General features: G+C 71.0%; 16 protein-coding genes. 5 read left to right on the forward strand and 11 right to left on the reverse strand.

Going from position 1 to position 19,703, the window contains the following annotated elements; translation table 11 throughout:
* Positions 1–53 precede the first annotated feature (53 nt).
* From ACSQ4M_RS04380 to ACSQ4M_RS04430, 11 genes are all read right to left on the reverse strand, one after another.
* On the reverse strand, positions 54–1,520 hold the full coding sequence (locus ACSQ4M_RS04380; RefSeq protein WP_436188382.1) for a M20 family metallopeptidase: 1,467 nt from the start codon (positions 1,518–1,520) through the stop codon (positions 54–56).
* A gap of 68 nt (positions 1,521–1,588) precedes the next feature.
* A complete protein-coding gene (locus ACSQ4M_RS04385) occupies positions 1,589–2,488 on the reverse strand; it encodes an ACP S-malonyltransferase (RefSeq protein ID WP_436188383.1) in 900 nt (299 codons plus the stop codon).
* Positions 2,489–3,346: a triphosphoribosyl-dephospho-CoA synthase gene (locus tag ACSQ4M_RS04390; protein ID WP_436188384.1), complete on the reverse strand. Its 858-nt coding sequence runs from the start codon at positions 3,344–3,346 to the stop codon at positions 2,489–2,491. It lies immediately after the preceding gene.
* Complete coding sequence (mdcG, locus tag ACSQ4M_RS04395) at positions 3,343–4,002, reverse strand: malonate decarboxylase holo-[acyl-carrier-protein] synthase (RefSeq protein WP_436188385.1); 660 nt, start codon at positions 4,000–4,002, stop codon at positions 3,343–3,345. Before mdcG ends, ACSQ4M_RS04390 begins: the two co-directional genes overlap by 4 nt.
* Entirely contained in the window at positions 3,999–4,706 is a 708-nt protein-coding gene (locus ACSQ4M_RS04400) for a biotin-independent malonate decarboxylase subunit gamma (RefSeq protein ID WP_436188386.1), read from the reverse strand. The genes mdcG and ACSQ4M_RS04400 overlap by 4 nt, the downstream gene beginning before the upstream one ends.
* Positions 4,707–4,728: 22 nt before the next feature.
* Positions 4,729–5,715: a Bug family tripartite tricarboxylate transporter substrate binding protein gene (locus ACSQ4M_RS04405; RefSeq protein ID WP_436188387.1), complete on the reverse strand. Its 987-nt coding sequence runs from the start codon at positions 5,713–5,715 to the stop codon at positions 4,729–4,731.
* A 45-nt stretch (positions 5,716–5,760) separates the two neighbouring features.
* A complete protein-coding gene (locus tag ACSQ4M_RS04410) occupies positions 5,761–6,657 on the reverse strand; it encodes a biotin-independent malonate decarboxylase subunit beta (protein ID WP_436188388.1) in 897 nt (298 codons plus the stop codon).
* Positions 6,654–6,986 (reverse strand): malonate decarboxylase acyl carrier protein, encoded by a 333-nt coding sequence (gene mdcC, locus ACSQ4M_RS04415; RefSeq protein WP_436188389.1) that lies wholly within the window; start codon positions 6,984–6,986, stop codon positions 6,654–6,656. Before mdcC ends, ACSQ4M_RS04410 begins: the two co-directional genes overlap by 4 nt.
* Before the next feature lie 10 nt (positions 6,987–6,996).
* On the reverse strand, positions 6,997–8,679 hold the full coding sequence (mdcA, locus tag ACSQ4M_RS04420; RefSeq protein WP_436188390.1) for a malonate decarboxylase subunit alpha: 1,683 nt from the start codon (positions 8,677–8,679) through the stop codon (positions 6,997–6,999).
* Positions 8,680–8,787: 108 nt separating this feature from the next.
* A complete protein-coding gene (locus tag ACSQ4M_RS04425) occupies positions 8,788–10,989 on the reverse strand; it encodes an alpha/beta hydrolase domain-containing protein (protein ID WP_436188391.1) in 2,202 nt (733 codons plus the stop codon).
* Positions 10,990–11,572: 583 nt separating this feature from the next.
* Positions 11,573–12,988: a short-chain fatty acyl-CoA regulator family protein gene (locus tag ACSQ4M_RS04430; protein WP_436188392.1), complete on the reverse strand. Its 1,416-nt coding sequence runs from the start codon at positions 12,986–12,988 to the stop codon at positions 11,573–11,575.
* Positions 12,989–13,175: 187 nt separating this feature from the next.
* On the opposite strand from ACSQ4M_RS04430, the gene ACSQ4M_RS04435 reads away from it, so the two are divergent.
* The 5 genes from ACSQ4M_RS04435 (at position 13,176) to ACSQ4M_RS04455 (ending at position 19,552) form a co-directional block, all read left to right on the forward strand.
* Positions 13,176–13,574: an acyl-CoA thioesterase gene (locus ACSQ4M_RS04435; protein ID WP_436188393.1), complete on the forward strand. Its 399-nt coding sequence runs from the start codon at positions 13,176–13,178 to the stop codon at positions 13,572–13,574.
* Entirely contained in the window at positions 13,571–14,737 is a 1,167-nt protein-coding gene (prpC, locus tag ACSQ4M_RS04440) for a bifunctional 2-methylcitrate synthase/citrate synthase (RefSeq protein WP_436188394.1), read from the forward strand. Before ACSQ4M_RS04435 ends, prpC begins: the two co-directional genes overlap by 4 nt.
* A gap of 97 nt (positions 14,738–14,834) precedes the next feature.
* Positions 14,835–17,465: a Fe/S-dependent 2-methylisocitrate dehydratase AcnD gene (acnD, locus tag ACSQ4M_RS04445; RefSeq protein ID WP_436188395.1), complete on the forward strand. Its 2,631-nt coding sequence runs from the start codon at positions 14,835–14,837 to the stop codon at positions 17,463–17,465.
* Between the two features lie 18 nt (positions 17,466–17,483).
* Positions 17,484–18,671 (forward strand): 2-methylaconitate cis-trans isomerase PrpF, encoded by a 1,188-nt coding sequence (gene prpF, locus ACSQ4M_RS04450; protein ID WP_436188396.1) that lies wholly within the window; start codon positions 17,484–17,486, stop codon positions 18,669–18,671.
* 20 nt (positions 18,672–18,691) lie between these two features.
* A complete protein-coding gene (locus ACSQ4M_RS04455; protein WP_436188397.1) occupies positions 18,692–19,552 on the forward strand; it encodes an isocitrate lyase/PEP mutase family protein in 861 nt (286 codons plus the stop codon).
* The last annotated feature ends 151 nt before the right edge of the window (positions 19,553–19,703 follow it).

The following is a 19,703-nucleotide window of genomic DNA, read 5'->3' on the forward strand; positions in this document are numbered from 1 at the left end:
TGCCGATCCACGACCGCCCGCGCGCCAGCGCCGGGCGGTTTTTTTTCGCCGGCTCAGGCGGCCGGGAAGGCCGCGATCACCTGCGCCACCGCGGCCGTGAGCCGCTTGGCATAGGGCACGTGCAGGAATTCGTTGGGCCCATGGGCGTTGCTCTTGGGGCCCAGCACGCCGCAGACCATCATCTGCGCCTGGGGGAAGCCGGCCGACAGCATGTTCATGAGCGGAATCGTGCCGCCCTGGCCGATGTAGCCGCAGGGCGCGCCGAACTGCGCCTGCGAGGCCGCGTTCAGCGCGTTCTCGAACCACGGCGCCGTGGCCGGTGCGTTCCAGCCGGTGGCGCCGCCACCGCCCTGGAAGGTCACGCGGGCCTGGTAGGGCGCGTTGTCTTCCAGCAGGGTCTTGAGCTCCTGCACGGCCTGCGCGGCGTCGACCAGCGGCGGCAGCCGCAGCGAGAGCTTGAACGCGGTGTAGGGCCGCAGCACGTTGCCGGCGTCGCGCATCTCCGGGAAGCCATCGGCGCCCGTCACCGACAGCGTGGGCAGCCATGTGCGGTTCAGCAGCGCCTGCACCGGATCGGTGGTGGTGGGCAGCGCGGTCTGCACGGCGCCGCCGCAGTCGTAGTGCGCCCAGGGAAAGCGCTTGTAGATCTCCTCGCCCAGGATGGCGGCCGTGGCCTGGGCCTGGGCCAGCCGGTCGGCCGGCACTTCGCAGTGGAAGCTGGCGGGCAGCAGGCGGCCGGTGGCGCTGTCCTCCAGCCGGTCCAGCACCTGGCGCATGACGCGAAAGCTCGACGGCACCAGGCCCGAGGCGTCGCCCGAGTGCACGCCCTCGGTCAGCACCTCCACCTTCAGCACGCCGCCGGCCAGGCCGCGCAGGCTGGTGGTGAGCCAGAGCTGGTCGTAGTTGCCGGCGCCCGAATCCAGGCAGACCACCAGCGCCACGTCGCCCAGGCGCGGGCGCAGCGCGTCCACGTAGGGCAGCAGGTCGTAGGAGCCGCTCTCTTCGCAGGTCTCGATCAGGCCCACGATGCGCGGGTGCGGCGCGTTCTGCGCCTTGAGCGCCTGCACGGCCGCGATGCTGGCGTAGACCGCATAGCCGTCGTCGGCGCCGCCGCGGCCGTAGAGCTTGCCGTCCTCGTACTTGGGCGTCCAGGGGCCGAGGCCGGTGCGCCAGCCGTTGAACTCGGGCTGCTTGTCCAGGTGGCCGTACATCAGCACGGTCTGCGTGGCGGTCGTTCCGCTGGCCGGGATCTCGAAGAACAGCACCGGCGTGCGGCCTTCCAGTCGCACGATCTCCAGCTGCAGGCCCGGCACCTTCTGGGCCTCGACCCAGGCCGCGGCGTTGCGCATCACCGTCTCCAGGTGGCCATGCGCCACCCAATCCGGGTCGAAGGACGGCGACTTGGCCGGAATCGCGATGTAGTCGGTCAGCTGGCGGACGATGTCATCGTCCCAGGCGCGCGTGGCATGGGTCAGCGCGGCATTGGCATCGAGCACGTTGGCAGGGACACGGGCGTTCATGGCGGGGCACTCCAGGGCGCAAAGAGGGCATTGCACCACAAGGCCGGCGTGGCGTCAGGGGCTGCCCGCTACGTCCGCGCCAGCCATGCGGCGATGGCCTGCGCGCTGCGGAACTCGTCGGCCGCGCGCGCCGGCACGCTGGGATGGCGCTGGTTCCACAGGCGGGCCAGCGCCTGGCCAGCGCCGATCTCCAACACGCGGTCGACGCCGCGCGCCTGCAGGTTGTCCATGCATTCGTCCCAGCGCACCGTGGTGGCGATTTGCGCGGCCAGCGCATGGCGGGCCTGCTCGGCGCTGGCGATGCGGTCGGCCGCGTTGCTGAACAGCGGCGTGCGCGGGCGCGCCAGCGGCAGGCTGGCCAGTTGCTCGGCAAAGTCGGCTGCAGCGGCCTGCATGGCGGGCGTGTGCGAGGCCACCGCCACGCGCAACAGCGTGGCATGCGCGCCCGCGGCCACGGCGGCGGCCTCTGCCCGCCCGAGCGCGGCGGGCGGGCCGCCCAGCACCACGCTATCGATGCCGTTTTGGATCGCGATGGCCAGGCCGCTGTCGGCCAGCAGCCGCGCCAGCACGTACGGCGCGCATTGGCTCAGGCCCAGCAGTCCGCCCGGTGTTTGGGCTGCGCAGCGGTCCATCGCGGCGGCCCGCGCCTGCGCCAGGTCCAGCGCCGTGGAGGCGTCGAACACGCCGGCCGCGCTGAAGGCCGCCAGCTCGCCCACGCTGTAGCCGGCGATGGCCGCGGGCGGCGGCAGCAGCGGCGCGAGCTGCGACCAGGCCGCCAGCGCCAGCCCGGTCAGGAGGCATTGCGCATGGGCGTTGCGCGCGCCCCAGTCGGCATCGCTCAGGCTGGCGCGCCAGTCGGCCACGCCCAGCCGCGCGTCGACGCTGCGCGTGAGCGCGTCCTCGCCCAGCCAGGGCAGCATGCCGGGGTGCTGGCCGCCCTGGCCCGAGAACACGAGGCCCCAGGCCATTCAGAGGCTGCCCAGGCGTTGCAGCCAGCAGGCGGCGGCCAGTGTGTCGGCCGCGCCGCCGGGCGACAAGCGGCGGGCCACGAAGTCGCGGCCGATGGCGGCGGCCCGCGCCAGCGCATCGGGCTGCGCGGCGCCGCCTGCGGCCAGGAAGCCGCGCGCCGCGGCCTGGGCATGGCGCAGGCCTTCCAGGCCGCCGCGCAGCGCGAGGTTGCTGTCGTCGAGCACGGCGATCACATGGAACAGCGCGTCGAGCCGGGCCAGCGGCGGTGCCAGGCCACGCGCCTGCGCCACGGCGAGCGCCGGCAGCGCGGTGTCGAACAGCACCGGAAAACCCGCCGCCGCCTCGTGCGCCGCGCCGCGCAGACCCAGACGCCGCGCCACGCGTCCGCCGGGCAGCATGGGCGCGCGCTGGGCGCGCAAGGCCAGCGCCGCGCCCCAGTGCGCCACCAGCGCCGCACGCACGGCCACGGGCCGCAACGGTGCGCCGGCCTGTGCCACCGCGCCGGCAGCCGCGCACAGCAGACCGAGCTGGAACACCGCGCCGCGGTGGGTGTTGATGCCGCCCGTCGCGGCCAGCATGCGCGCCTCGGCCGCGATGCCGCACTGCTCCAGCGCCGCGAAGCCGACACCGGCCTGGCCCAGCGCTGCGACGCGTGGGAAGTAGCCGCGCAGCGCGAACAGGCTGCGCACGAAGGTGGCGGCGTCCATGTCGGCATGGCTGCCGTTGTCCACCAGGGTCACGAGGCCTGGCTTGGGGCTCAGCGCGAGCTCGTCGTACAGCGCCAGCGTGGCGGCGCGGCCGATGGCCTGCGGCGTGGCGCTGGGCTGCGCCGCAGGCCGGTGCGCAGATGCCGTCACGTCGCCTCCGCGGCCTGCCAGAACGGCGCATCGGCCAGGGCCACGCCGTCGAGCTGCTTGACCAGCAGGCTGGCCGTGCGGCCGGCGCGCCAGGCCAGCCATTCGCGCCAGGCCACGGCGCGGTCGCCCGCGAACACCAGTTCGCCGTCCAGCCGCAGCCCGTCCGACCAGGACTGCAGCAGCACGGCCACGGCATCGGCCTGCGCGGGACCCTCGACAGCGATGCACAGGTCGATGTCCGAGCCCGGACGCAGGTGGTCCAGCCCGGTCAGCAGCTGCCAGCCGTGGCTGCCGTAGACGCGCGCCGCGACGCCGCAGGCCGCCAGGCCGCCGCACAGTGCGCGCCAGGGCCGGCGCTGTGCGGCGCAGAGCAGCGGCGCCAGGGCGCTGGCCGGCGGAAAGGCTTGGTGCTGCGCGAGGTGCACCGCCGGCACGGCCAGCGCGATGCGCCGGCGCTCCCAGCGGCCCGGCGCGGGCAGCCCGAGGCAGACGGCGCGCCCGGCCTGCGGCCGCTGCCGCGTGACCACCAGCGGCAGCCGCCGCTGCGCCCAGTGCGCCAGGCAATCCTGCGCCTGCGCGTCCCTGCTACCTGCCAGCACGCGCTGCCAACCGGCGTCGGTCAGCCCCACAAGCTGGTGCCGGTGCAAAGCCCTCATGCTGCGTCCAGCACCCTGTGCGCGACCGCGGCCGCGAGCTTGCGGCCGCCACGCGCCGCGCCGTCCTGCGCACGCACATCCTCCACGGGCGTGTCTGCCAGCGCCTCGCGCAGCGCGGCCTGCAGGTCGCCCCGCCACAGCGCGCGCACGCCGCCCATGGCCACGTAGTTGTCCACGCCGGGCGCGAACACCGGGTTGTCCTTGGACAGCGCGGTCAGCATGGCCTCGGGCAGCTTGGTCACGCGCGCCATGGCCGGGATGCGCATCACGCGGATCTCGGCCTCTGGCAGCGCATAGCAGGCATCGGCGATCAACCCCGAGGTGATGAAGCCGCCCGACAGCGCCTGGTCGTACACCAGCCCCAGCACGCGGTGGCCGCTGCGCCGCGCCAGGTCGATCGCCATGCCCAGGTGCGCCATCGCGCGGTTGATGCCCAGCAGCTCGTCGCGCCGGCGCAGCTGCTGGCCCTGGGTGTCGATCAGCAGCACGATGGGCCGGCCCGGGTGCTGGGCGATGGTGTCCAGCACCACGCGGGCCTGGGCCAGCGCGAGCGCCACGCCGATGGGCGCGTGCCCCGTGGTGCCGACCACCGCGATGGGCGCGCCGTCGAGCTGCGCCGTGCCGTGCAGGAAGTCGCCCTCGGCCTGGATGCCGTGGCCGGGGCCGAACAGTTGGGTGGCGAGCAGGTTCCAGGCGAGCGGCATGGCAGGGTTCCAGAAAGAAATGTCAGTCGAGCTTGATGTTGGCGGCCTTGACCACGCCGGCCCAGCGCGTGATCTCGGCCTGCACGTAGTCGCCGAACTGGGCCGGGCTCAAGCTGCCGAACTGCGCGCCGTTGCTGGCCCACACGGCGCGGATCTCGTCGGACGCACCGGCCTTTTTGACCTCCTCCACCATGCGCGCCTGGGCCTCGGCCGGTGTGCCCTTGGGCGCCCACAGGCCATACCAGGTGGTCACCTTGTAGTCGGGCAGGCCGAGCTCGGCCGCGCAGGGCACGTCGGGCAGCGAAGGGTTGCGCTGGGCACCGGCCACCATCAGCGCCTTGATGCGGCCGCCCTTGATGTGCGCGGCCGAGGAACCCAGGCCGTCGAACATCATGTCCACGTTGCCCGAGATCAGGTCCTGCAGCGCCGGCCCCGCGCCGCGGTAGGGGATGTGGGTGATGAAGGTGCCGGTCTGCAGCTTGAACAGCTCGCCCGCCAGGTGGTGCGAAGTGCCGCCGCCTGCCGAGGCGTAGTTGAGCTTGCCGGGGCTCTTCTTGAGCTCGGCGAGGAAGCTCTTGAAGTCCGGCGCCGTCACGCGCTTGGGGTTGACCACCAGCACCTGCGGCACCTCGGCCAGGAGCGCCATGGGCACGAAGTCGCGCTGCAGGTCGTAGTCCAGCTTGGGGTAGACCGAGGGTGCGATCGCGTGGTGGATGGCGCCCATGAACAGCGTATAGCCGTCGGGCTGCGCGCGTGCGGCGATGGTTGCCCCCAGCGTGCCGCCGGCACCGCCGCGGTTGTCCACGATGAGCTGCTTGCCGGTCTGCTTGGCGAACTGGGCCGACAGCGGGCGCGCGAACGCATCCGTGCCGCCGCCGGCCGGGAACGGCACGACCAGCGTGACAGGCTTGGTGGGCCAGCCGGACTGGGCGCGCAGGCCCAGGCTGGTCAGGGCGATGCCGGCGGCGCCGGCGCGCAGCAGGCTGCGGCGAGGAAAAAGGCTGTGCATGCTCGTGTCTCCTTCGTTGTTGAAATCGGGTGGGCTGTGCCGCGTTCAGGCGCCGCCGTGGGGCCGCAGCGCCAGCAGCGCCGCCACATCGAGTGCGGGCACGCGCTGCGCGTCGGCCACGCCCAGGCGTTCCCACAGCCGCGTGGCATCGTCGTGCACGCCATCGTTCCATTGCGCTTCGGGCACGGCGGCCAGGCGCTCGGCCAGCAGCGCATGCTCGTCTTCCAGTGCCTGCAAGCAGACGGGACGTGCGGCGCCCAGCGCCGCGATGGCGGCGGCACGGAAGGCCGCTGCGTCGTCCTCCACCAGCGCATCGCAGTCGCCGGTCAGCCAGCGGTGCTTGCCGCCGCTCGTGCGCCAGACCAGCGCGCGGTCGCGCGCATCGTACTCGTCCACGCCGTGCGAGGCCTCGATGACCTCGGGCCCCGACATCGCCAGCCGCCCCACGTCGCTCATGACGATGTGGTCGGCACAGCGCGCCACGACGCCCATGCCGCCGAAGCAGCCGTTGGCGCCGCCGACCAGCACGATGACCGGGATGCCTGCGGCACGCACGTCGAGCACGGCGCGCATGACTTCGGACACCGCGATCAGGCCGGCGTTGGCCTCGTGCAGGCGCACGCCGCCCGATTCGGCCAGCAGCAGCACCGCGGCGGGCCGGTCGCGCAGCGTGCGCCGCAGCAGGCCCACGAGCTTGGCGCCGTGCACCTCGCCGACGCCGCCGCCCATGAACGCGCCCTCCTGCGCGGCGACGAACACGGTGCGTCCGTCCAGCAGCGCGCGGCCGATGGCCACGCCATCGTCGAAAGCCGAGGGCACGCCCAGCTGCGCCAGATGCGGGCTGGTCAGGCGCTCGGCCGGCGGCAGCCACTCGTGGAAGCTGCCGGCGTCCAGCAGCAGGTCCAGGCGCTCGCGCGCCGTGCATTCGGCATAGCTGGTCATGCAAGCTCCTTGGGCAAGGCGGCCACGGCCTGGTCCAGCCGCAGGCTCACAACGGCCGGCGTGGCTCCCATGTCGTTGATCGACACGCGCAGGCCGCCCAGGCCGTGCCGCGCGTGGAAATCGTCCACCACGGCCTGCCAGATCGGCGCGAAGCCGCGCGCCGAGGTCTCGACGCGCACGGCACAGTGCGCGTCGGCCGTCGCTTCCAGCAGCACCTCCAGGTTGCCGGAGCCGACCACGCCCACCAGAACCGGAGCAAAGGCACCAGCGGGCCGGCCGCCGACGTAGGAAAAGTCCAGGGTTTCGAGCCCTGCGGGGATGTCGCTCATGGTCTGCCTCTCACCAGTTCCGGAACCGCTTGGGCGGCTGGTACAGCCCGCCCGATGCGCGCACCAGGTCGCGCATGCTGCGCGCGGCCAGCAGCTTGCGCGTCGCATCGCGCGGGTCGATGCCCAGGTCGGCTGGCCGCTGGATGATCTTGCGGTCGCGCAGGTTCTCCACCATGCGCTTGTCTCTGGCCAGGCCCACGGCCGTGTAACCGGCCACGCCGCGGATGGCATGCGCGCGTTCCTCGTCGCTGCGGCACAGCAGCAGGTTGGCGATGCCCTCCTCGGTCAGCACATGCGTCACGTCGTCGCCATAGACCATGATGGGCGGCAGGGCCATGCTGGCCTGCTCCTGCAGCGTCCAGGCGTCCAGCCGCTCGACGAAGGCCGGCTGCATGTGCTCGCGGAAGGTCTCCACCATCTGCACCACGAGCTTCTGCCCGCGCGGCGTGCCGGCCGCGCCATGGCGGCCCGCGCGCGCCTCGGCACCGGCCTTCAGCCAGGCCGCGCTCGCGTGGCGGCGGCCACGCGCATCGGCCCCCATGTTCGGCGCGCCGCCGAAGCCCGCGATGCGGCCCAGCGTGGCGGTGGAGCTGTTGCCGTCCAGGTCCATCTGCAGCGTGGAGCCGATGAACAGGTCGCAGGCATAGTGGCCGGCGGCCTGGCAGAACGCGCGGTTGCTGCGCAGGCTGCCGTCGGGGCCGGTGAAGAACACGTCGGAGCGCGCGCGGATGTAGTCCTCCATGCCCAGCTCGGAGCCGAAGGAATGCACCGACTGCACCCAACCCGCCTCGATCGCCGGGATCAGCGCCGGGTGCGGGTTCAGCGCCCAGTGCTGGCAGATCTTGCCCTTCAGCCCCAGCTGCTCGCCGTAGGTGGGCAGCAGCAGCTCGATGGCCGCGGTGTCGAAGCCGATGCCGTGGTTCAGCCGCTGCACGCCGTACTCGGCATAGATGCCCTTGATCGCCATCATGGCCATCAGCACCTGGATCTCGCTGATCTGCGCCGGATCGCGCGTGAACAGCGGCTCGATGAAGTTGGGCGTGGGTGCCTGCACCACGAAGCCGACCCAGTCCGCCGGGATGTCGACGCGCGGCAACTTGGTCGTGCGCCCGTTCACGAGTTCGTTGACCTGCGCGATCAGGATGCCGCCCGAGAACGCCGTGGCCTCGGCGATGGCCGGCGTGTCTTCGGTGTTGGGGCCGGTGTAGAGGTTGCCCTCGGCATCGGCCGCATGGGCCGCCACCAGCGCCACCTGCGGCGTGAGGTCGACGAAGTAGCGCGCGAACAGCTCCAGGTAGGTGTGGATGGCGCCGATGGCGATGCGCCCGCCCGAGGCCATGCGTGCCAGCCGCGCGCCCTGCGGGCCGGAGAAGCTGAAGTCCAGCCTGGCGGCGATGCCGTTCTCGAACAGGTCCAGGTGCTCGGGCAGTGCCAGCACCGACTGCACCATGTGCAGGCCGTGCACGCGCGCCGGGTCCAGCTGCACCAGCGCCTTGGCGAGGAAGTCGGCCTGCTTCTGGTTGTTGCCCTCCAGGCAGACGCGGTCGCCGGGTTCGAGCACGGCGTGCAGCAGGCTGCCGATGGCGTCAGCCGCCACCACCTTGCCGCGCAGCTGCGGGCCGAGCGCCTGCGCGGCGCGCGCCAGGCGGGCGCTGCGCTGCTGTGCGCGGGTGTTCCAGTCGTTGGGTTTCATGGACGTCTTCTTGCCAAGCTGGGGGAACGATACGCGGCAGCCCGCGGCCCATCAATCACGCGGCGGCCCCGACCGTTACGCGTGGAGGAACGGTCAGGGCGCTGCCACTCAGGGGGCCGGCAGCAGCGTGGCCGAGACGCCGGCCGCGGCGGCCTTGGCGTTGGCCGCGTCGATGGCGCCGTAGTAGCCGCCCGCGACCAGCCCATCGGCCGCGGCGCCAAACTTGGCCAGGTAGTCGGCCCGGCCGCTGTACAGCGCGGACAGCGCGGCGCGCCGGTCACCCGCGGCGCGCGTGGCCGCATCCACCGCCAGCGGCAGCGCGCTGCCCGCGGAGGCGCAGCTCTCGCCTTCGGCATGGCCCTGGCCGCGCACGTTCCAGCCGGTGTAGGTGGCCAGCGGCACCGCCACCTCGGGCATGCGCAGCCCGCCCAGCTCGTTGCCGTTGGCATCGACGCGCGGCACCAGCACGGTGTAGCCCCTGGACAGATCGACCGCGGGCGCGGGTGCGCGGTAGTCGGTCACGAACACCTGGCTGTGGCGGGCCAGCGGCACGCCCAGGGCCAGCGGCGTGACCGCCGCGCCGTTGGGCACGCTGATGGCGGACAGGTCGGGCCAGCCCATGGCGGCTGCGGTGGGCAGCACGGCCGTGCCGGCTGCGATGGTGGGATGGCTGGACGGCGGCGGCGCGGTGTTGCGCACCACCCAGGCCTCCAGCGCGGGCACCAGCGCACGCTCCACCTGGGCCATGCTGACCGGGCTGTTCGCGAAGCGGCAGGTGGCGCCTGCGGCCGGCTGCGTGAACACACCCGTGCTCACGCCCGCGCCGCCGCCGTGGCCCGTGCCCAGCACCAGGTAGTAGCGCACGTTGTCGGGCAGCGCGAGGTCGCGCCCGGCGCCGTCGGTCACCACCAGCGAGGCCCGGCCGCCCCACCACTCGTAGCTGCCGTCCACCTGCATGATCTTGGGGCAGGTGCTGGTCTGCAGGCAGCGGCGCAGCAGCCCGTCGGTGGCGCCGCTGACGGGGTCGGTGCTCACGTTGTAGGCGAACGGGAACTGGTCGCCCACCATGAAGTGGTCCTCGTGCTGCTTGGACCAGCGCCCGGGCTGCGCGAAGCGCTCGTTGATCCAGGTGCGCCGGGCGGCAGGGATCAGCGCCATCATGCCGTCGAACACCGGCTTGCCCGCGCTGTCCTTGTTGAAGCCCTGGTACAGGAAGTCGCGCAGGAAGCGGCCCGACTGCGACAGTCCCTCGCCCAGCGCGATGTCGAAGTTGGTGGCCGGATTGGCCGGGCAGTTGCTGCCGGCCACGCACACCGCGGCCTTGAGGTCGGCCACCGGGTTGGCGTTGCCCTGCGCATCGGCCGCGTCGTGCTTGAGAAAGCTCACGAGGTCGCGCACCGCCGCGAAGCCCACACCCAGCACCTTGGGGTCCTTGGCGCGGTAGGTGAAGTTGTAGATGGTGCCCGCGTCCGGCGCCTGGCTGCCGCCCTGCGCGTCGGGCACGCTGGCCGGCGCCGTGAAGCGCACCGACACCGAGCCGTTGGCGTTGGTCACGTACTCCCAGTCGGTCACGGGCGCGGAGGGCGAGGCGTAGGTCTGCTGCCCGGTTGCGTTGTAGTAGGTCTGCCGCGCCGTGAACACCACCTCGGAGCGGTCCGTCAGCGAGGCGGGCAGGTAGTTCAGCGGCAGGTTGGGCACACCGGCGAAGTCGGGCACGTACTCCTCGCGCGCCAGGCCGGTGATGGCGCTGCCGTCGGCGTTGCGCGCCATCGGGAACGCGGTGCCCAGGTCGGCCGCCGCGCCGTTGCCCGACTGCGCCAGGTCGCCTTGCCAGCCGCTCCAGACCACCGTGTAGCCCTGGCGCAGCAGCGACGGAAAGTCCGCGCCCGGCGCTGCGCCGGTGGCCAGCGCCGCGCCGCCGCCGACGAACAGGTTCTGCCCCAGCTTGCGGCCGCGGTTGACCACGTCGTAGAACAGCACGCGGCGGCCATCGGCGGCGTTCCTGGGCCGCAGGATGACCACGTCGGTGGTGTAGTGCACCTGGCCGTCCGCTGCGCGCGGGGCCTTGTCCAGGTCGACGATGCCGGCGTTGTCGGGGTGGGCCGGATCGAGCTTGCCGTGCACGATGCCGGAGATGACGGTGTAGGGCCCGGCGGCGCCGGCCGGCGTGGCGCCGTTGTAGGCGTCGGTGCGGGACAGGACTTCGAAGCGGTCCACCTGGCCAGCACGCCGGTCTTTGTGGCCGTCGCCACCGCTGGCGCAACCCAGCAACAAGAGCGGCACGGCCGCCAGTGCGATGAATGGTCTCACGCGTTGTCTCCTCGTTTGTGGCGCCCGCGGCGCGGCCGCAGGGATGCGTGCGGCGTCCGGACGAAGGCCGACCATAGGCAGGCGCTGGCGGGCCATCAATCACATGGCTGGCGCGAAGCTTCCGCCGCGCGGAAGGATCGGGGGTTAACCCGTGGGAACGCTTGCCGCCGCAGTGGGGGCCAATACGCCACCAGCTCAGAGAACCGTGCGCGCGAGCGCTGCGCAGGGCATCCATCAAACGCACAGGTGGGCAGCCGATCCGCATTGGCCTTGGAGCGGGCCTCTTTGCATACTTTCCCCGCGGGCAGCGGTCACACATGCCTTTTCTGCGCGCGCGGTCCGAATGTCGATCCGCTGGCGTTCAGTGCGGGCGCGTTCAAGGCACGTCTGCAGGAGCCCGCGGCCAGGGGGTCATGCGGCACCAGCGGTGCGCGCTGATCCTGCGCGGAACCGTTGCCGATGTCAGGCGACCCTGAGGCATGCATCGCACGCCTTGGCCACCAAGCGAGCCATCCAACGGCCCTCGCACCACGTTCCAGCCTGCATGTTGGAGACGACGGCACGCGCGCATGCAGACGCAGATTCAGGTGTCGGCCGCTGCATAGGGACTGAAGCGACTCTGGTTCACGTCCACATCCAACGGCCGCCCGATGAACGGGAACGCGCGTTGCGGACACTGCGCGCGCTCGCACACCTTGCACCCCATGCCGATCGGCGTGGCGGCCTCCGGGTCGGCCAGGTCCAGACCCTTGGTGTAGACCATCCGCGGCGCATGGCGGATGTCGCAACCCAGACCGATCGAGAAGGTCTTGCGTGGCGCACCGTAGCCGCGCTCGCCGCGTGACACGGCACGCGCGATCCACAGGTAGCTGCGGCCATCCGGCATGCGTGCGATCTGCGGCAGGATGCGGCCGGGCTGGCCGAAGGCCTCGTAGACGGTCCACAGCGGACAGGTGCCCCCCGTGCGGCTGAAGTGGAAGTGCGTGGCCGATTGCCGCTTGGAGATGTTGCCGGCCCGGTCCACCCGCACGAAGAAGAATGGAATGCCCGGCGTGCCAGGACGTTGCAGCGTGCTGAGCCGGTGGCATGCGGTCTCGAAGCCCACGCCGAAGCGCTGGCCAAGCAGTTCGATGTCGTAGCGCAGCGCCTCGGCCGCTTGAAGGAAGCTGCCGTAGGGCAGCAGCAACGCGCCGGCGAAGTAGTTCGCCAGGCCGACCCGCGCCAGCTGGCGCGATGCGACATCCTCGGTGAACGGCGCCACGCCGGTCAGCGCGTCGATGAGACCGCCGATCTCCAGCAATGCCAGCTGCGTGCCGAGCTGGAAGGCCTGCTGGCCGGCATCGAGCGCGGCGGACAGGCGCAGCGTGCGGCCACCGGCGTCGAAGTCGCGCTTGCCGTGCGCGACGTCGTCGGTCGCGAGCACGCGCACGCCGTGCTGTTGGCGCAGGCGTTGCGTCAACCAGTCGGTCAGCGGGCTGCCGCTGCTGCTGGCCTGCGTGGCCAGGACTTCGGCCGCCCGGTCGACCGCGTCGAAGTAGTTCTGGTGCGCGAAGAAGAAGTCGCGCACGCGCTCGAAGGGCATCGCCGCCACCGGCGCGCCGCCGGCCCGGTCGTCCCCCACGGTCGCCGACATGTTCTCGATCTGTTCCGCCGCCGCCAGCGTGCGTCGGTACAGGGCCATCATGGCGCGGCCCATGGCCGGCATCTGCGAGGCCACTTCCTTGATCTCCTCCAGGGACACGGGCTCCGGCGCATCGGCCAGGGCTTCGCGCATGCCCGCCACCAAACGCGCCTCCTCGTCCTCGGAGAACTGCTGGATGTCGACACCCAGAACGCTGCTGATCTTCAGCAGCACCGACACCGTCAGCGGCCGCTGGTTCTGCTCCAGCTGGTTGAGGTAGCTGGGCGACAGGCCCAGCGCCTGCGCCGTGGCGATCTGCGACATGCCACGCTCCATGCGCATCTTGCGCAGGCGCACGCCCATGTAGGTCTTCTTCATGGCGCGCCCTGGGGCAAGCCGCCCGACCGTCCGTGCGCGTTCGCCCATCGCGCAAGGCCGGTCGCCTCAACCATGCGCGCACCTCGCCAGATCATTCGCAGAATTCGCAATTTCACGGGTTTCCATTCGCAAGATTTCGCACTTTCAGTCCTGGTGCCAGCCACGCATTCTGCGTAAATTGCGAATCATGACAACTCCTCCCGGCACTGTCGAACTGCGCGAACTGGTCCTGCCGGTGCACGCCAACCACCGTGGCACGCTGTTCGCGGGCCAGGGGCTGGCGCTGCTGGCCAAGGTCGCCTTCCTGTCTGCGCGCAGCCTGGCGCAGCGCGAGGTGGTCATGGCCGGCGTGACGGGCGTGGACTTTCTCGCGCCCGTGCCGGTCGGCCAGCAACTGAGCCTGCGTGCCTGGGTCACCCGCGTCGGCCGCAGCTCCATGACGGTCTGCGTCAGCGGCCTGGCCGACGCACCAGGCATGCCGCCCGAAGAGGTCATCAAGGGCATGTTCGAAATGGTCGCGGTGGACACCGCCGGCCGTCCCGTTGCCATCGATTCGTCCTACCTCCACAAGGAAACCATCCAATGACGTCCACGACCACCGAAGCGCCCGCCACGGGTTTCAAGCCCAAGAAATCCGTCGCGCTGTCGGGCGTGACCGCGGGCAATACCGCGCTGTGCACGGTGGGCCGCACCGGCAACGACCTGCACTACCGCGGCTACGACATCCTGGACATCGCCGAGGTCTGCGAGTTCGAGGAGATCGCCCACCTGCTGGTGCACGGCAAGCTGCCCACGCGCGCCGAACTCAAGGCCTACAAGGCCCGGCTCAAGGCCATGCGCGGGTTGCCGGCCAGCGTGAAGGAATCCCTGGAGAAACTGCCCGCCAGCGCGCACCCGATGGACGTGATGCGCACCGGCGTCTCCGCGCTGGGCTGCATCCTGCCCGAGAAGGACGACCACGGCCTGCCCGGCGCGCGTGACATTGCCGACCGGCTCATGGCCTCGCTGGGCTCCATGCTGCTGTACTGGTACCACTGGAGCACCCAGGGCAAGCGCATCGAGGTGGAGACCGACGACGACTCCATCGGCGGCCATTTCCTGCACCTGCTGCATGGCGAAAAGCCGTCCGAAGGCTGGGTCCGTGCCATGCACACCTCGCTGAACCTCTACGCGGAGCACGAGTTCAACGCCTCCACCTTCACGGCCCGCGTGATCGCCGGCACGGGCAGCGACATGTACTCGGCCATCGCCGGCGCCATCGGCGCGCTGCGCGGCCCCAAGCACGGCGGCGCCAACGAGGTGGCCTTCGAGATCCAGAAGCGCTACGACAACGCCGACCAGGCCGAGGCCGACATCCGTGCGCGCGTGGAGCGCAAGGAGGTCGTGATCGGCTTCGGCCACCCGGTCTACACCGTGAGCGATCCGCGCAACGTGGTCATCAAGGGCGTGGCCAAGAGGCTCTCGGACGAGGCCGGCTCGACCAAGATGTACGACATCGCCGAGCGCCTGGAGTCGGTGATGTGGGAAGTGAAGAAGATGTTCCCCAACCTGGACTGGTTCAGCGCCGTGAGCTACCACATGATGGGCGTGCCGACCGCCATGTTCACGCCGCTGTTCGTCATCGCGCGCACCAGCGGCTGGGCCGCCCACGTGGTCGAGCAGCGCGTGGACAACAAGATCATCCGGCCCAGTGCCAACTACACGGGCCCCGAGGACCTGAAGTTCGTGCCCATCGGAGAGCGCCGCTGACACGGCCGCGCGTTCCACGCGTTCACCCTCGGCCCTTGCCATCGGCAGCGGCCGTTCGGGGCGGGCTGCTGGCCCGCCCCTTTTTTCCTGTCGCCCCATGAACTCGAACCACAGAAAAAAGCTGCCGGGCACGGCGCTGGACTACATCGATGCGCGCGCCGCTGTCGACGCGCTCAAGCCAGGCGCCTGGCAGCGCCTGCCCTACACCGCGCGCGTGCACGCCGAGAACATCGTGCGCCGCGCCGAACCGGCCCGCATCGACGACTACCTGACGCAGCTCATCGAGCGCCGCACCGACCTGGACTTTCCCTGGTACCCCGTGCGCGTGGTCTGCCACGACATCCTGGGCCAGACGGCGTTGGTCGACCTGGCCGGCCTGCGCGACGCCATCGCCAAGGAAGGTGGCGACCCGGCCGCCGTGAATCCGGTGGTGCCCGTGCAGCTGATCGTGGACCACTCGCTGGCCGTGGAGTGCGGCGGTTTCGACCCCGATGCCTTCGCCAAGAACCGCGCCATCGAGGACCGCCGCAACGAAGACCGCTTCCACTTCATCGAGTGGACCAAGAAGGCCTTCGCCAACGTGGACGTGATCCCCGCGGGGAACGGCATCATGCACCAGATCAACCTGGAGAAGATGTCGCCCGTGGTCGCCGTGCAGGACGGCGTGGCCTTCCCCGACACCTGCGTGGGCACCGACAGCCACACGCCGCACGTGGACGCGCTGGGCGTGATCGCGGTCGGCGTGGGCGGCCTGGAGGCCGAGAACGTGATGCTGGGCCGCGCCTCATGGATGCGCCTGCCCGACATCGTGGGCGTGGAGCTGACGGGCCGCCGCCAGAGCGGCATCACGGCCACCGACATCGTGCTCGCGCTGACCGAGTTCCTGCGCCAGCAGAAGGTGGTCGGCGCCTACCTGGAGTTCTTCGGCGAAGGCGCGCGCCACCTCACGATCGGCGACCGCGCGACGATCTCCAACATGTGTCCGGAGTACGGCGCCACGGCCGCGCTGTTCTACATCGATGCGCAGACCACGGAATACCTGCGCCTGACCGGCCGCGACGATGCCCAGGTACAGCTGGTCGAGAACTACGCGAAGACGGCGGGCTTGTGGGCCGACACGCTGGAGACGGCGTTCTACGGGCGGGTGCTGAAGTTCGACCTGTCCACGGTCGTGCGCAACATGGCGGGGCCGTCCAATCCGCACCGGCGCCTGCCCACCTCGGCACTGGTCGAGCGTGGCATCGCCGGCGCCACCCAGCTGGCGATGGCCCGCACCGAGGAGGCCGAGGGGCGGATGCCCGACGGCGCCGTGATCATCGCCGCCATCACGAGCTGCACCAACACCAGCAACCCGCGCAATGTGATCGCCGCCGCGCTGCTCGCGCGCAACGCCAACAGGCTCGGCCTGGTGCGCAAGCCCTGGGTCAAGACCTCGCTCGCGCCGGGTTCCAAGGCCGTGGAGCTGTACCTGCAGGAAGCAGGGCTGCTGGCCGATCTGGAAAAGCTGGGCTTCGGCATCGTGGCCTTCGCTTGCACCACCTGCAACGGCATGAGTGGCGCGCTGGACCCGAAGATCCAGCAGGAGATCATCGACCGCGACCTCTACACCACGGCCGTGCTGTCGGGCAACCGCAACTTCGACGGCCGCATCCACCCCTATGCCAGGCAGGCCTTCCTGGCCTCGCCGCCGCTGGTGGTGGCCTATGCGCTGGCGGGCACGGTGCGCTTCGACATCGAGAACGACGTGCTCACGGTGGTGGATGGCCAGGAGATCCGCTTGAAGGACATCTGGCCGAGCGACGAGGAGATCGATGCCGTGGTCCAGGCGGCCGTCCGACCCGCGCAGTACCGCGCGGTGTACGAACCCATGTTCAGGCTGCGTGTCGACGATGGCGAGCGCGTGGCGCCGCAGTACGACTGGCGCCCCCAGTCCACCTACATCCGCCGCCCGCCCTACTGGGACACCGAGGGCGTGGGCGCACTGGCCGCGAACCCGCGCACGCTGCGCGGCATGCGCCCCCTGGCCCTGCTGCCGGACAACATCACGACCGACCACCTGTCGCCCTCCAACGCCATCCTGCTGGATTCGGCGGCCGGCGAGTACCTCGCGAAGATGGGCCTGCCCGAAGAAGACTTCAACTCCTACGCCACGCACCGCGGCGACCACCTGACCGCCATGCGCGCCACCTTCGCGAACCCGCAGCTGGTCAACGAGATGGCGGTCGTGGGCGGCGTGCAGAAGAAGGGGTCGCTGGCCCGCATCGAGCCCGAGGGCCGGGTCGTGCGCATGTGGGAGGCCATCGAGACCTACCTGCACCGCCGCCAGCCGTTGATCATCATCGCCGGTGCCGACTACGGCCAGGGCTCCAGCCGCGACTGGGCCGCCAAGGGCGTGCGCCTGGCGGGCGTGGAGACGGTGGTGGCCGAGGGCTTCGAGCGCATCCACCGCACCAACCTGATCGGCATGGGCGTGCTGCCGCTGGAGTTCCAGCCCGGCACGACACGGCTGACGCTGGGCCTGGACGGCACGGAAACCTACGACGTGGCCGGCGAGCGCACACCGCGCGCCATGCTGACCCTGCGCATCCACCGCAGGAACGGTTCCATCGACGAGATGCCCGTCCTCTGCCGCCTGGACACGGCGGAGGAAGCCTCCGTCTACGAAGCGGGTGGCGTGCTGCAGCGCTTCGCGCAGGATTTTCTGGCGGAACATGCCGCGATCGCCTGAACAGGAGAAGACAACACCATGCCGTTTGCACCACAGATCCGGATCCCCGCCACCTACCTGCGTGGTGGCACGAGCAAGGGCGTGTTCTTCCGTCTGCAGGACCTGCCCGAGCGCTGCCAGCAGCCAGGGCCCGCACGCGATGCGCTGCTGCTGCGCGTGATCGGCAGCCCCGACCCGTATGGCAAGCAGATCGACGGCATGGGCGCGGCCACCTCGTCCACGTCCAAGACGGTCATCCTGTCGCGCTCGGCTCGCCCGGGCCACGACGTGGACTACCTGTTCGGCCAGGTGGCCATCGACAGCGCGTTCGTGGACTGGTCGGGCAACTGCGGCAACCTGTCTGCGGCCGTCGGCCCCTTCGCCATTGCCAATGGCCTCGTCGACGCCACGCGCGTGCCCCGCAATGGCCTGTGCACGGTGCGCATCTGGCAGGCCAACATCGGCAAGACCATCGTGGCGCATGTGCCGATCACCAACGGCGAGGTGCAGGAGACCGGCGACTTCGAGCTCGATGGCGTGACCTTCCCGGCGGCCGAGGTGCAGCTGGAGTTCATGGACCCGGCCGATGAGGGCGAGGACGGGGGGGCGATGTTCCCCACCGGCAGGCTGGTCGACGATCTGGAGGTGCCCGGTGTGGGGACGTTCAAGGCCACGCTGATCAATGCCGGCATCCCGACCATCTTCCTCAACGCCGAGGACGTCGGCTACACCGGCACCGAGCTGCAGGGTGCCATCAACGGCGACAAGCAGGCGCTGGCCCGCTTCGAGACCATCCGCGCCTGGGGTGCCATCAAGATGGGGCTGATCCAGTCGGTGGACGAGGCGAGCAAACGCCAGCACACGCCCAAGCTCGCCTTCGTCGCGCGGCCGCGCGACTACACGGCCTCGAGCGGCAAGCCCGTGCGTGCGGCCGATGTGGACCTGCTGGTGCGCGCGCTGTCCATGGGCCAGCTGCACCACGCCATGATGGGCACGGCGGCCGTGGCCATCGGCACCGCCGCTGCCGTGCCGGGCACGCTGGTGAACCTCGCCGCCGGAGGGGGCGAGCGCCAGGCCGTCCGCTTCGGCCATCCCTCGGGCACGCTGCGCGTGGGCGCCGAGGCCCGCCTGGTCGACGGCCAGTGGCGCGTGACCAAGGCCTTGATGAGCCGCAGCGCCCGTGTGCTGATGGAGGGCCACATCCGCGTGCCCGCCGACAGTTTCTGATTCCGTAGAAGGTCTTTCCCATGTCCACCCGCAAACAGCTCAAGTCCCTGGTCGAAGCCCGCAAGGGCCTCATCGTGCCGGGCGCCTTCAACGCCCTGTCCGCCAGGGTCATCGCCGACCTGGGCTACCAGGCCATCTACGTGACCGGCGCCGGCGTCACCAACATGTGGTTCGGCATGCCCGACCAGGGCTTCATGGGCCTGTCCGAGATCGCCGAGCACACCGCGCGCATCCGCGACGCCGTGGAGGTGCCGCTGCTGGTCGATGCCGACACCGGCTTCGGCAATGCGCTCAACGTGCGCCACACCGTGCGCGTGCTGGAGCGCGCGGGGGCCGACTGCATCCAGCTGGAGGACCAGGTCGCGCCCAAGCGCTGCGGCCATTTCTCGGGCAAGGAGGTGATCTCCACCGAGGAGGCCGTGAGCAAGATCAAGGCCGCGGTCGATGCACGCCACGACCCCGACTTCCTCGTCATGGCCCGCACCGATGCCGCCGCCACGCACGGCTTCGAGGCCGCCGTCGAGCGCGCCCAGCGTTTCGCCGAGGCGGGTGCCGACATCCTGTTCGTCGAGGCCGTCACCCAGCCCGAAGAAGTGCGCGCCCTGCCGCAGCGCCTGGCCAAGCCCCAGCTCATGAACATGGTGATCGGCGGGCGCACGCCCATCTTCAACGCCGACCAGCTCGGCGAACTGGGCTACGGCATCGTGCTGTATGCCAACGCCGCACTGCAGGGCGCCGTGGCGGGCATGCAGAAGGCGCTGACCGTGCTGCGCGACGAGAAGGAGGTGCAGGAGTCCAGCGGCCTGGTCACGCCGTTTGCGGAACGGCAGCGGCTGGTGGGCAAGGCGGAGTGGGATGCGCTGGAGAAGCGCTATACGTGAATGCGCTGGGCAAGCGATACCGGCTGGTGCGAGGCTGAAGGGAGCTGGCGGGTGGGGCCAACGCCATGGGTGCGCACATGCTGGCGCCGCGGTTCATGCGACTGAGATTTCCGGGGGGAGGAGTTGCCGCGCATTCCTGCGCGGCGACCAG

This window comes from Pseudorhodoferax sp. LjRoot39 (assembly GCF_964253035.1).
Classification (GTDB): Bacteria; Pseudomonadota; Gammaproteobacteria; order Burkholderiales; family Burkholderiaceae_C; genus Pseudorhodoferax.